This is a genomic window from Nocardioides sp. Z21_20 (genome assembly GCF_059766585.1).
This window is the reverse complement of sequence record NZ_JCBAJX010000007.1, coordinates 154,101-166,429: the sequence shown is the minus strand read 5'-3', so window position 1 is coordinate 166,429 and position 12,329 is coordinate 154,101. Positions and strand designations below refer to the sequence as shown.

The following is a 12,329-nucleotide window of genomic DNA, read 5'->3' as shown; positions in this document are numbered from 1 at the left end:
GGAGGCCGGGGTGAGGCAGGCTCAGCGGCGGCTGAGCAGGCGCGCGGCCTCGGCGGCCCAGTAGGTGAGCACCACGTCGGCGCCGGCTCGGCGGATCGAGGTGAGCGTCTCCAGGATCGCCGCCTCGCGGTCGATCCAGCCGTGGGCGGCGGCCGCCTCGACCATCGCGTACTCGCCGGAGATGTTGTACGCCGCGACGGGGACCGGTACCGCGTCGCGCACCCGGCGCAGCACGTCGAGGTAGGCCAGGGCCGGCTTGACCATCACCATGTCGGCCCCCTCCTCGACGTCGAGCAGGGCCTCGCGCACGCCTTCGAGGGCGTTGGCCGGGTCCTGCTGGTAGGTGCGCCGGTCCCCCTCGAGGCACGAGTCGACGGCCTCGCGGAAGGGGCCGTAGAAGGCGGAGGCGTACTTCGCGGAGTAGGCCAGGATCGAGACGTCGCTGGCACCGGAGGCGTCCAAGGCGGAGCGGATCACCCGGACCTGCCCGTCCATCATCCCGCTGGGGCCGACCATGTCGACACCGGCCGCGGCCTGCGCGAGCGCCATCTGCGCGTAGATCTCGAGCGTGCGGTCGTTGTCGACGGCCCCCTCGGAGTCCAGCACGCCGCAGTGGCCGTGGTCGGTGAACTCGTCGAGGCACAGGTCGCTCATCACGGTGAGCGCGTCCCCGACCTCGGCCACCACGTCGGTGATCGCCAGGTTGAGGACGCCGGCCGGGTCGAGGGCACCCGAGCCGGTTGCGTCACGGGTGGCCGGGATCCCGAACAGCATCACCCCGCCCAGGCCCAGCTCGGCGGCCTCGTGGGCGGCGGCGAGGAGGCTGGAGCGGGTGTGCTGGACGACGCCGGGCATCGAGCTGATCGGACGCGGCTCGTCGGCGTCCTCGCGCACGAACAGCGGCAGCACCAGCTGACGCGCCTCGAGGCTCGTCTCGGCCACCATCCGGCGCAACGACGACGTCCGGCGCAGGCGGCGCGGGCGCAGGACCGGGCCCTCGACGGGGCCCGGTCCGGTGGGGTACTCGACGACCATCAGCGATCAGCCCCCGTACGTACCCCCGCGCTCACGAGGAGGTCGCCTTGCGCCGCGTCGAGGGCTTGCGCTCCGAGGGGCGCGTGACCGGCTGGTCGGACTCCAGCAGCGCGGCCCGGCGGGTGGCGCCGAAGTCGGCCAGTGCGTCGGCCAGCACCTCGACCGAGGGCGAGGGGGCCAGCACGTCGACGCGCAGGCCGTGCTCCTCGGCGGTCTTGGCCGTGGCCGGGCCGATCACCGCGATGACCGTCGAGGGGTGCGGCTTGCCGGCGATGCCGACCAGGTTGCGCACCGTCGAGGACGAGGTGAACACGACCGCGTCGAACTTGCCGGTCTTGATGGCGTCGCGGGTCGGCGCCGGCGGCGGCGTGGCGCGCACGGTCCGGTACGCCGTGACGTCGTCACACTCCCAGCCGAGGTCGACCAGGCCGGCGACGAGGTTCTCGGTGGCGATGTCCGCGCGCGGCAGGAAGACCCGGTTGATCGGGTCGAGCAGCTCGTCGTAGGGCGGCCAGTCGGCCAGCAGCCCGGCCGCGGACTGCTCGCCGGAGGGCACCAGGTCCGCGCGCAGACCCCACGCCGCGATGGCGGCGGCGGTCTTGTCGCCGACGGCCGCGATCTTCAGCCCGGAGAACGCCCGCGCGTCGAGGCCGTACTCCTCGAACTTCTCGCGCACCGCGCGCACCGCGTTGACCGAGGTGAAGGCGATCCACTCGTAGCGGCCCTCGACCAGGCCGCGCACGGCCTTGTCCATCTGCTGGGGGTTGCGCGGCGGCTCGACCGAGATCGTCGGGACCTCCTCGGGCACCGAGCCGTAGCTGCGCAGCCGCTGGGAGAGCGTGCCGGCCTGCTCCTTGGTGCGCGGGACGAGGACCCGCCAGCCGAAGAGCGGCTTGGTCTCGAACCACGACAGCGTCTCGCGCAGGTTGACCACGTCGCCGATCACCGTGACCGCCGGCGGCGCGATCCGCGCGGTCCGCGCGTCGACGCCGATCCGCTCGAGCGTCGAGGTGACGGTCGCCTGGTTGGTGGTGGTGCCGACCCGGGTCATCGCGACCGGGGTGCGCGGGGAGCGTCCGGCCTCGATGAGCGCCTGGGCGACCTCGGCGATGGAGCCGACCGCCGAGAGCAGCACCAGGGTGCGGTCGTCGGCGTACTGGCGCCAGTCGACCTTCTCCCCGCAGGTCACCACCGCCACCTCGCGGTGGTTGCGGGTGGTGAGCGGGATGCCGGCGTAGGCCGGGACCGCGCTGACCGACGAGACGCCGGGGACGATCTCGAAGCCGATGCCGGCCTTGACGCAGGCCTGGGCCTCCTCCGGGCCGGAGGCGTAGACGAACGGGTCGCCCGCCATCAGCCGGACCACGCGGGCGCCGGTCTTGGCCCGCTTGACCACGACCTTGGCCCGGGCCGCGTGGGTCAGCGGCTGGCCGTCCTCGCCGAAGCCGCCGTCCACCAGGACGGGGCCCTGCGGGTCGACCTCGTTGCCGTCCTCGTCCAGCACGGGCTCGGGCAGCCCGAGCACGGTGCGGACAAGCGCGGCGTGCTCGGGGACCTCGGTGACGACGACCTCTGCCTCACGCAGCAGCTCGACCGCACGCACCGTGAGCAGCCCGGGGTCGCCGGGGCCGCTGCCCACGAACGACACCCAGCCGCGCAGCGCCGAAGGGGACCCCGGGGCGGGGTTGTGTCCTCCGGTCGTGCCAGGGGCCGACCCGTCGGTGGACGGGACGGAACTGGTGATCTTGCCTCGAGTCATGCGTGCTGCTTTCTCGCTGGTGTGTCGATCAGTTCGGCTGCGCCTTCGGCGAGCATGTCGGTGGCCAGCCGTCTTCCGAGAGCCACTGCCTCGGCCGGGGACCCGGTCGCGGACATTCGAACGGCGAGGCCGCCGTCGGCGGAGAGCGCCACGGCGCGGATCCAGAGCTCGTCGCCGTCCTCACCCTCGACGACCTCGGCCAGGGCACCCACCGGAGCCGAGCATCCGGCCTCCAGGGTGGCGAGCACGGCGCGCTCCGCGTCTACTGCCGTGCGGGTGGCCCGGTCCTCCAGCTGCCCGAGGGCGGCCAGCAGGTCCGTGTCGTCCGCGCGGCACTCGATGGCGAGCGCTCCCTGCCCGGGGGCCGGGAGCATCTGCAGTGGGTCGAGCGACTCGGTGACGACACCGAGGCGGCCGATCCGCGAGAGCCCGGCCCGAGCCAGCAGCACCGCGTCCACCTCCCCCGAGGTGACCTTGCCGATCCTGGTATCCACATTGCCACGGATTCCGACGATCTCCACACCGAGGCCGAGGGCCGCCAGCTGGGCGACCCGGCGCGGCGAGCCGGTGGCGACCTTGGCGCCCGCGGGCAGCTCACCCAGGGTCAGGCCGTCGCGGGCGACGACCACGTCGCGGGGGTCCTCGCGCAGCGGCACCGCGGCCAGCGCGATCCCGGCCTCGCTGCCGGTGGGCAGGTCCTTGAGGGAGTGCACCGCCACGTCGACCTCGCCGCGCAGCAGGGCGTCGCGCAGGGCGCTGACGAAGACCCCGGTGCCGCCCAGCTGGGCCAGCGGGGCGCGGTTGACGTCGCCCTCGGTGGAGACGTGCACCAGCTCGACCTCACGCCCGAGCCGATCGCGGATCAGGTCGGCGACCATCCCGGACTGGGTGGTGGCCAGCAGGGAGGCGCGGGTGCCCAGCCGGACGGGCGGCAGGGTGTCGCGGGATTCGGTGGTGCCGGATTCGGTGCTGCTCATTCCAGTCCCTCCGCTCGGGTGACGGCGTCGACGGCCTCGGGGTCGAGGGCGAAGAGCTCGGCCAGGGCCGCGGCGTAGGACACCGCACCGGTCTCGTTGGCCAATTCCTTGACGCGCACCGTGGGCTCGTGCAGGAGCTTGTCGGCCACCCGCCGTACGGCGTGCAGGACCTCGGCGCGCAGGGCCGGGTCGAGGTCGGGCAGGCGCCCGTCGAGGCGGGCGATCTCGGCGTCGACCACCGAGGTGGCCATCGTCCGCAGCGCCACCACGGTGGGCGTCACGCTGGCCTGGCGGCGGGCCGAGACGAAGGCGGAGACCTCCTGCTGCACGATCCGCCGGACACCGGCGACCTCGCGGCCGGCCTCGGTGTCGTGGAGCTCCTCGGCGAGCTGGCGCAGTCCGATCAGGCTCACCCCGGGCAGCTCGGTGACCAACGGGTCCACGTCGTGGGGCAGGGCGAGGTCGACGAGCACCAGCTCGCGCGCGGAGTCGCCGCGCGCCTGCTCGAGCATCGGGCGGGTGACGATGACGCCGGCGGCGCCGGTGCAGGAGATGACCAGGTCGGCGCCGGCGAGCTCGCCGGCGAGCTCGGCCAGCGGCCGGGTGCGCGCGCCGTACTGCTCGGCGAGGCGCTCGGCCTTGTCGGGCGTCCGGTTGACCACGGCGATGTCGCTGGCCCCCATCCGGGAGACGGTCGAGGTCGCCAGCGCGGCCATGGAGCCGGCGCCGACCACCACGACCCGCTTGCCGACCACGGTGCCGATCCGCACGGTGGCGCGCTCGAGGCCGGCGGTCACCAGCGAGGGCGCGGCGCGATCGATGTCGGTCTCAGCATGCGAACGCTTGCCCACGCGCAGCGCCTGCTGGAAGAGCACGTTGAGGGCCGGTCCGACCGTGCCCAGCTCCTGGCCCAGGCGCAGCGCGTCGCGGGTCTGGCCGAGGATCTGGCTCTCCCCGACGACCATCGAGTCGAGGCCGGCGGCCACCTGGAAGAGGTGGGAGACGGCTCCGTCGTCGTAGTGCACGTACAGGTGCGGCAGCATCGACTCGGTGCTCTCGCCGGCCCGCTCGATCAGCAGCCGGGAGACGTCCTCGACGCTGCCGTGGAAGCGCTCGACGTCGGCGTAGATCTCGAGTCGGTTGCAGGTGGAGATCACCGTCGCCTCGGTGACGTGCTCGCAGCTGGTGAGGTCGTGGATCAGCTTGGCCACGCCGTCGCCGTCGAGGGCGAGGCGCTCCAGCACGGCGACCGGGGCCGACCGGTGGGAGACGCCCACCACCAGGACGCTCATGCGGGCTCCCCGTGGATCGCGGGCTGCATCGACGGCTCAGCCGCGCTCGGCTGGTCCGGCTGGATGGGGGGCTGCATGTCGTGCGGCATTCCTGACTGAAGCGAGGGGGACTTGCGCTGCTGGTGGTAGGCCAGGATCTGCAGTTCCATGGACAGATCCACCTTGCGGACGTCGACGCCGGCCGGCACCGACAGCACGGTGGGGGCGAAGTTGAGGATGCTGGTGATGCCCACGGCGACCATCCGGTCGGCGACCGCCTGCGAGGCGGCGGCCGGCGTCGCGATGACCCCGATCGCCACGCCCTGCTCCACGACGACCCGCTCGAGGTCCTGCAGCGGGCGCACCTCGAGGCCGGCGACGACCTCCTCGTACTGCCCGGGGTCGGCGTCGAGCAGCGCGACCACGCGGAAGCCGCGGGTGCGGAAGCCGGAGTAGTTGGCCAGGGCGTGACCGAGGTTCCCGATCCCGACGATCACCACGGGCCAGTCCTGGGTCAGGCCGATCGCCCGGGCGATCTGGTAGCGCAGGTAGGCGACGTCGTAGCCCACGCCGCGGGTGCCGTAGCTGCCGAGGTGGGAGAGGTCCTTGCGGAGCTTGGCGCTGTTCACGCCGGCCGCCGTGGCGAGGTCCTCACTGGAACAGGTGGCGGTGCCCTGGTCGGCGAGGGCCGCCAGCGCCCGCAGATAGATCGGCAGACGAGCGACGGTCGCCTCGGGGATGTCCCGTGCGTCTGGGGAGGTCGGTGGGGTCACTGCTCTCGTCTCCAGCCGCACGAGACCGGCCTGGCAGTTTCCGGTCGTGGCGCCGTGCAGCCAGATCACTGTAGGAGTTTGTGAACGTGAGAACAAACCGAGCGGCGCTCAGGCCTAGCACATGTGAGATGACCCACCCGAAGTGGGTCCCCGTCTCAGCTGATGGGCGCCGCGCCCGCCGAACTCACCCGCGCAGAGCCGCCCGGAGCCGGTCGGCGCTGACCCGCCAGAAGTCGTGCTGACGCCCGTCGACGAGCGTCACCGGGACCTCCTCGCCGTAGCGGTGCTCCAGCGCGGGGTCGTCGTCGACGTCGATCTCCACGAAGCTCTCGCCCAGCTCGGCACAGACCTGCTGCACCACGGCTCTGGCCTCGTCGCACAGGTGGCAGTCCTGGCGGGTGTAGAAGGTGACGCGGGGCTGACCCGCGGGAGCGTCCGGCTCGGTCATGACACCAGCCTGACACAGCCGCGACGCTCGGCGCGCGAAGGTCGATCCCGCTACGCTCCCCCACGTGACACCCCCGCCCGGCGACAAGCACAAGCACCCGCTCCCGCGGGACCTGCGCCTGCGCTCGACCCTGGCCGGCGAGGCCGCCGCCTCGGCGGCGGAGGTGGAGAGCGCGCTGCTCACCCCGGCCGACCCGGGCGCCGCGGCGTTCTTCGACGTCGACAACACGATCATGCAGGGCGCGAGCATCTTCCACCTCGCCCGCGGCCTGCACCGTCGGCAGTTCTTCACGACGCGCGAGATCCTCGGCGCGGCATGGAAGCAGACCTACTTCCGCCTGGTCGGGGTCGAGGACCCCGTGCACGTCGCCCAGGCACGCGCCTCCGCGCTCTCCTTCATCGCCGGCCACACCGTCGAGGAGCTCGAGTCGCTGGGCGAGGAGATCTTCGACGAGGGGATGTCGCACCGGATCTGGCCCGGCACCCGGGCGCTGGCCCAGATGCACCTCGACCAGGGCCAGCGGGTCTGGCTGGTCACCGCGGCCCCGATCGAGATCGCCTCGATCATCGCGCGGCGCCTGGGCCTGACCGGCGCGATGGGCACGGTCTCCGAGCACGCCGACGGCGTCTACACCGGCCGCCTGGTGGGCGACCTGCTGCACGGCCCCGCCAAGGCCGAGGCGATCCGGGCGCTGGCCGAGCGCGAGAGCCTCGACCTGAGCCGGTGCTCGGCGTACAGCGACTCCGCCAACGACCTGCCGATGCTCGACCTGGTCGGCCACCCGGTGGCCATCAACCCCGACGCCCGCCTGCGCAGCCACGCCCGCGCGAACGGGTGGCGGATCCGCGACTACCGCACCGGCCGCAAGGCCGCCCGCCTCGGGCTGCTGGCGGGCGGCCTGGCGGGCGCCACCAGCGGGGCCGTCGCGGCCGGACTGACCCTGCGCGCACGCCACCGTCTCCTGCGCTGACCTGCACAGACGCGGCCCGGAGCCCGGCTCCCCCGGGGGCTGGACAATTGCCGTCGCTCGGTTCCCAACCGGACCTGCGCGACCTACCCTGTAGGCGGGCTTCCGGGGAGGGGCCTCAGGGGGAGGGTTCCACCATGCAGGCACGAGGCGACCTGGCTCGCGGGCTCGAGTCCCTGCGCGCCGCCGTGGCCGCGGCCCTGTGCGACCCCGTGCCGGTACCGGCCGGGCAGCCGGGCGGCGGGCCGCGCGGCCCGCGCGCGTCGCTGGCCTGGACCGCGCTGCTCTCCGAGGCCGCCGCCCGCGACGTCGAGATGCACTCCCCCGACTCGGCTCCGGGCTCGTCGGACTACGACGACGCCGAGCTGGCCGCGTCCTCGGAGGACGACGCCGCCGAGCGCAGCCGGCTGATCGCCCTGGTGGAGCTGGCCCGGCAGGGCGACAAGGACGCCTTCGGGCTGCTCTACGACCACTACCACGGCTCGGTCTACCGTTTCCTGTTCTACCGGACCCGCTCGGTGGCCCTGGCCGAGGACCTCACCTCCGAGACCTTCTTCCGCGCGCTGCGCAGCATGAGCAGCTTCCGTTGGCAGGGCCGCGACTTCGGCGCCTGGCTGATGACGATCGCCCGCAACCTCACCACCGACCACTTCAAGGCCGGGCGCACCCGTCTCGAGCTGACCACCGATGACATGGGCCAGCACGACGACGCGACCGAGGGGCCGGAGACCGCCGTGCTGGCCAGCCTCACCAACGAGGCGCTGCTCCTCGCGCTCAAGAAGCTCCCAGGCGAGCAGCAGGACTGCCTGGTGATGCGCTTCCTGCAGGGCATGAGCATCGCCGAGACGGCCGCGGTCCTCGGCCGCAGCGACGGCGCGGTGAAGCAGCTGCAGCTGCGCGGCGTCCGCAACCTCGCCAAGCTGATGCGCGAGGGGATGCGCGACTGATGGGCGCCCCGGTCGAGACCCCGCTCACAGCCCGCGCGCGCCGCGTAACCTCGCGCCGGCGCGCGTCGTTGAGGTGCACGTGGACGACCGCGGATCCCGGCACCTGTGCCGGGCCCCGGCCGGGGAGCACCACTGCAACGACAGGACTGACGGCATGACACCCGCGTGGACGACGCGCCGACGCGCCGACGAGTTCGAGGCCTCGCTCGAGGGGCGCCCGAGCGACCGCCCCGACGACGCCCGCTATGCCGAGCTGCTCGAGGTCGTCTCGGCCGTGCGCTCGCTGCCCCGCCCCGAGCCCCGCCCCGAGTTCTCGGCGTCCCTGCGCGAGCGACTGATGGCTGAGGCCGACACCGTGCTGGTGCCCCGCGACCGCTCGGTCGAGGAGCGCCTCGCCCTGCCGGTGCGCGACCGCAGCCGGCGCGACCGGCGCCTGGCCGTCGCCGCCGGGGCGTTCGTGCTGGTCGGGGCGACGAGCTCGATGGCCGTGGCGTCGCAGGACGCGCTTCCGGGCGAGACCCTCTACCCGGTGAAGCGGGCGATCGAGGAGGTGCGCACCGACATCACCCTCGACGACACGTCCCGGGCGCACGCGCTGCTCGACCGGGCCACCGACCGGCTCGCCGAGACCACGAGGCTGGCCGCGCAGAACCCGGACGCCCTTGACTCGGCCACGCCCCTGACCGACTTCACCGACCAGGCACGCCGCGGCTCCGCCCTCCTGCTCGAGCAGTACGACGAGACCGGCGACGAGCAGCTGATCACCGACTTGCGGGACTTCACCGCCACCAGCATGTCGTCCCTGGAGCTGCTGGAGGCCAGCCTCCCGCGAGAGGCCGCCCCGGCGCTGCGCGCCGCGGCGCAGGCCGTGCAACAGATCGACGCCCAGGCCCTGTCCGCGTGCCCCACCTGCGGCCAGGCCGTGGTGGTGATCCCCCAGGACCTCTACGACGCCGGCCAGGACCCGGCCGAGGACCCGCGGCCGAGCGCCGAGGCCACGCCGAGCGACGCGCCGCGACCGCCCAAGGCCTCTCCCACGGTGCGGGTGCCGGACTTCGCCCCCGAGGCACTGCCTCCGGGGAGCATGACCGGCCCCTCCGGCGCCCCGGCACCCACCGGCGCTCCGGGCCCCCAGCCGGCGCCCCCGTCGGCGGGGACGACCGAGCGCCCGGGCCCGCTCACCAGCCTCCTGGGCGGTGGCGCCGACCCCTCGAAGAGTCCGCTGGGCGGTCTGCTGTCGCCGGTCACCGAGGCGGTCGACGACCTGACCGCCGGGCTGGGACTCGATCTCGGCCCGCTGCTCGGACAGCCTCCGCGGAGCCCGAAGCCCGCACCGCGGGGCCCCTCGCCCTCTCCCTAGCCGGGAGTCGGAGTCGGCGCGGTAGCCGCCGGGTCGGTTCCGCCTCAGCCGAAGACCGACGGGCGATCCATCAGCAGCCGGTAGAGGGTCTGCTGGATGGTCTCGCGCACCTGGTCGGTCACGTTGAAGACCAGCATCGGGTCGTCGGCCGCTCCGGCCTCGTAGCTGTCGGTGCCCACCGGCTCGCCGAACTCCATGATCCACTTCGACGGCAGTGGCACCAGCCCCAGCGGGCCGAGCAGCGGGAACGTCGGCGTGATCGGGATGTAGGGCAGGCCGAGCACCCGGGCCAGGGTGGGCAGCTGTCCGACCATCGGGTAGATCTCCTCGGCGCCGACCACCGACAGCGGGATGATCGGCACGCCGGTGCGCAGCGCTGCCGAGACGAAGCCGCCGCGTCCGAAGCGCTGCAGCTTGTAGCGCTCGGAGTAGGGCTTGCCGATGCCCTTGAAGCCCTCGGGCCACACCCCGACCAGCTCGCCGCCGGCCAGCATCCGCTCCGCGTCGGCGTTGCAGGCCAGGGTGGCCCCGCTCTTGCGGGCCAGACTGCTCACCGCGGGCAGCCGGAAGACCAGGTCCGCCCCCAGCGGGCGCAGGAAGCGCCCGGTGTGCTCGTGGATGGTGGCCATCGTCATCAGCCCGTCGACGGGCAGGGTGCCGGAGTGGTTGGAGACCACCAGCGCGCCGCCCTCGATGGGGATGTTCTCGACGCCGCGCACCTCGATGCGGAACCACTTCTCCGCGATCGGTCGCAGCGCGGCGAGCAGGAAGCGCTCGGTGAGCTCGGTGTCGAAGCCGTACTCGTCGACGACGTAACCACCGCTCACCCGTCGCCGCAGGAAGGCCAGGAAGCGGGCCAGCTGCGGCTCCCACTGGTCGCCCCAGACCTCGCGGGAGGCGTGCTGGAAGGCATCGAGCCAGTCCCCGACGGGGATTCCCGTGGTCGGCTGGCGGTCCTTGGCGGTGACCGGCTCGCGCACGGTCTCCTGCTCCTCCGCCTCGGTGACCTCGGCGGGAGGCGGCGGGGCGGCTGCTGCCGGCGGGGCTGCTGCTGCCCGGGGGCGGGCGCTCTGGCCGGCCAACCCGCGGGCGGCGCTCGACGGACGCTTGCCCGTGCCGCGCCCGGGCTGGCCCCGGGTGCCGATCGGAATGATCTCGGCGTCACCCATGCGGGCCTCCGGGGTCGGTGTCGGCGAGCGGAGCCATCGTCCGGGACATCCCCGCGAGGAGCCGCTCGGCCGGGTTCTCGGTGGCGAAGGGGGCAGAGAAGTCGGCGAACGCCTCGGCGGTGGTGAAGCGAGGATGGAAGCCCAGTCGCTCGCGCATCCGGGCGGTGTCGACGCCGCGGCCGTAGGTCAGCAGGGCGATCTGCTCGCGGGAGAGCTCCAGCAGCCGGGCCGAGCGCACCACGGAGCCCAGCCGCTCGAAGGCGAAGCCGGGGACCGGGACCGAGGGGCGACCCAGCCGGCGCACCGCCTGGGAGAGCAGCAGCACCCCGTCACCGGCGACGTTGAACGTGCCGGGGGTGCCGGCGCGTACGGCGTGACCCAGCGCCTCGAGCAGGTCCTGCTCGTGCAGGAACTGCAGGCGCGGGTCGTGGCCGAGCACGGTGGGGATGACCGGGAGCCGGAAGTAGGCGGCCGTCGGACTCGTCACGTGCGGGCCGATCACGTTCGCACACCGCAGCGTGGTGACGCTGACGTCCGGGCGACGGCGCGCGAAACCGCGGACGTAGCCCTCCACCTCGAGGGCGTCCTTGGCGTAGCCGGAGCCGGGAACCCGCTTGGGCTCCATCTCCTCGGAGAACATCGCCGGATCCCGGCTGCTCGCGCCGTACACCGTCGTCGTCGACTTCACCACGAGCTGCCGCAGGCCGGGGGCCTTCTGGCAGGCGGCGAGGAGCTGCATCGTCCCGATGACGTTGAGCTCCTTCATCGAGTGCCGACCCCCGGCTGGGCCGGGGGTCGAGATCACGCTCATGTGGACGACGGTGTCGACGTCCTCTTTGGCGATGATCTTCGCGATGACGGGGTTGCGGATGTCGGCCCGGACGAACGAGACATCACCGATGTCCCCTCGCGGGGGGACGACATCCACGCCGATGACCCGGTCGATCGCCGGGTCTGCGGCCGCGGATCGCGCGAATCGCCTACCGAGGTCCCGTGAGACCCCGGTGACGAGCACGACCCTGGCCACGGACCGGCTACTTGCCGAGCTTGCGGCGCTGCACGCGCGTCTTCTTGAGCAGCTTGCGGTGCTTCTTCTTGGCCATGCGCTTGCGCCGCTTCTTGATGACAGAACCCACGGGGAAACCTTTCACGTCTGCGTCACTCCGGCCGGTGCCTGGAGAACCCCGACAGCCTAGCCGCCGGTGCCCGCCGAGCAGAATCGAGCGTGCCCGTGCTCACCATGTGGCACCGGACACGGGGCCTCAGCCGGCGTCGAAGAAGCTCTTGCGCAGGTAGTTGTGCACGTCCTCCTCGACCACGCGGAACGATCGTCCGACGCGCACCGCGGGGAGCTCCCCGTTGTGGACGAGCCGATAGACGGTCATCTTCGAGACGCGCATCATCGTCGCGACCTCGGCAACGGTCAGGAACCTCACCTCGGAAATGTCCCCGGACGAGCTGCCAGCCATGGTGCACCGCACTTTCCTGCAGCGCGCCCCGAGCTTCCCCGCTCGCGGACCGTCGCGCCGTCGTCGTGAGAATAGGGCCTGATGTGACTCCTGGGGAAGAGGACGACTCAGAATTTGTCCGCGCTGCGGCGTGTCGAGTTGCTTTGCGGTCAGA

General features: G+C 73.0%; 13 protein-coding genes. 3 read left to right on the top strand and 10 right to left on the bottom strand.

The window, feature by feature from the left end; translation table 11 throughout:
• Nucleotides 1–21: 21 nt before the first annotated feature.
• The 6 genes from hemB to AC6EH9_RS13190 all read right to left on the bottom strand — a co-directional run bounded on the left by hemB (nucleotide 22) and on the right by AC6EH9_RS13190 (nucleotide 6,263).
• Nucleotides 22–1,035, bottom strand: coding sequence for a porphobilinogen synthase (gene hemB / locus AC6EH9_RS13215; RefSeq protein ID WP_498423758.1), 1,014 nt, complete (start codon nucleotides 1,033–1,035; stop codon nucleotides 22–24).
• A 31-nt stretch (nucleotides 1,036–1,066) separates the two neighbouring features.
• Nucleotides 1,067–2,794, bottom strand: a complete 1,728-nt coding sequence (locus tag AC6EH9_RS13210) for a bifunctional uroporphyrinogen-III C-methyltransferase/uroporphyrinogen-III synthase (protein ID WP_498423755.1) — start codon at nucleotides 2,792–2,794, stop codon at nucleotides 1,067–1,069.
• A complete protein-coding gene (gene hemC, locus AC6EH9_RS13205) occupies nucleotides 2,791–3,771 on the bottom strand; it encodes a hydroxymethylbilane synthase (protein ID WP_498423753.1) in 981 nt (326 codons plus the stop codon). The genes AC6EH9_RS13210 and hemC overlap by 4 nt, the downstream gene beginning before the upstream one ends.
• The gene (locus tag AC6EH9_RS13200; RefSeq protein ID WP_498423751.1) at nucleotides 3,768–5,063 is read right to left on the bottom strand and encodes a glutamyl-tRNA reductase; all 1,296 of its coding nucleotides are present in this window, start codon (nucleotides 5,061–5,063) and stop codon (nucleotides 3,768–3,770) included. Before AC6EH9_RS13200 ends, hemC begins: the two co-directional genes overlap by 4 nt.
• On the bottom strand, nucleotides 5,060–5,830 hold the full coding sequence (locus AC6EH9_RS13195; RefSeq protein WP_498423793.1) for a redox-sensing transcriptional repressor Rex: 771 nt from the start codon (nucleotides 5,828–5,830) through the stop codon (nucleotides 5,060–5,062). The genes AC6EH9_RS13200 and AC6EH9_RS13195 overlap by 4 nt, the downstream gene beginning before the upstream one ends.
• A 169-nt stretch (nucleotides 5,831–5,999) precedes the next feature.
• Nucleotides 6,000–6,263, bottom strand: coding sequence for a glutaredoxin family protein (locus AC6EH9_RS13190; protein WP_498423750.1), 264 nt, complete (start codon nucleotides 6,261–6,263; stop codon nucleotides 6,000–6,002).
• Between the two features lie 64 nt (nucleotides 6,264–6,327).
• Here AC6EH9_RS13190 and AC6EH9_RS13185 point away from each other — a divergent pair, with 64 nt between their 5' ends.
• The 3 genes from AC6EH9_RS13185 (at nucleotide 6,328) to AC6EH9_RS13175 (ending at nucleotide 9,537) form a co-directional block, all read left to right on the top strand.
• Nucleotides 6,328–7,233: an HAD family hydrolase gene (locus tag AC6EH9_RS13185; RefSeq protein WP_498423749.1), complete on the top strand. Its 906-nt coding sequence runs from the start codon at nucleotides 6,328–6,330 to the stop codon at nucleotides 7,231–7,233.
• 134 nt (nucleotides 7,234–7,367) lie between these two features.
• Nucleotides 7,368–8,177, top strand: coding sequence for a sigma-70 family RNA polymerase sigma factor (locus AC6EH9_RS13180; protein WP_498423747.1), 810 nt, complete (start codon nucleotides 7,368–7,370; stop codon nucleotides 8,175–8,177).
• A gap of 154 nt (nucleotides 8,178–8,331) precedes the next feature.
• Nucleotides 8,332–9,537, top strand: a complete 1,206-nt coding sequence (locus tag AC6EH9_RS13175; RefSeq protein ID WP_498423745.1) for a DUF5667 domain-containing protein — start codon at nucleotides 8,332–8,334, stop codon at nucleotides 9,535–9,537.
• A gap of 44 nt (nucleotides 9,538–9,581) precedes the next feature.
• Here the strand turns inward: AC6EH9_RS13175 and AC6EH9_RS13170 are convergent, their stop codons facing one another.
• The 4 genes from AC6EH9_RS13170 to AC6EH9_RS13155 form a co-directional block, all read right to left on the bottom strand.
• A complete protein-coding gene (locus AC6EH9_RS13170) occupies nucleotides 9,582–10,706 on the bottom strand; it encodes a lysophospholipid acyltransferase family protein (RefSeq protein WP_498423743.1) in 1,125 nt (374 codons plus the stop codon).
• Nucleotides 10,699–11,721, bottom strand: a complete 1,023-nt coding sequence (locus AC6EH9_RS13165) for an NAD-dependent epimerase/dehydratase family protein (protein ID WP_498423791.1) — start codon at nucleotides 11,719–11,721, stop codon at nucleotides 10,699–10,701. The genes AC6EH9_RS13170 and AC6EH9_RS13165 overlap by 8 nt, the downstream gene beginning before the upstream one ends.
• 19 nt (nucleotides 11,722–11,740) lie before the next feature.
• A complete protein-coding gene (locus AC6EH9_RS13160) occupies nucleotides 11,741–11,842 on the bottom strand; it encodes a 30S ribosomal protein bS22 (protein ID WP_008356322.1) in 102 nt (33 codons plus the stop codon).
• 126 nt (nucleotides 11,843–11,968) lie between these two features.
• Nucleotides 11,969–12,175 carry a helix-turn-helix domain-containing protein gene (locus AC6EH9_RS13155; RefSeq protein ID WP_498423741.1) on the bottom strand — a complete coding sequence of 69 codons (207 nt, stop codon included), beginning with the start codon at nucleotides 12,173–12,175 and terminating at the stop codon, nucleotides 11,969–11,971.
• Between the last annotated feature and the right edge of the window lie 154 nt (nucleotides 12,176–12,329).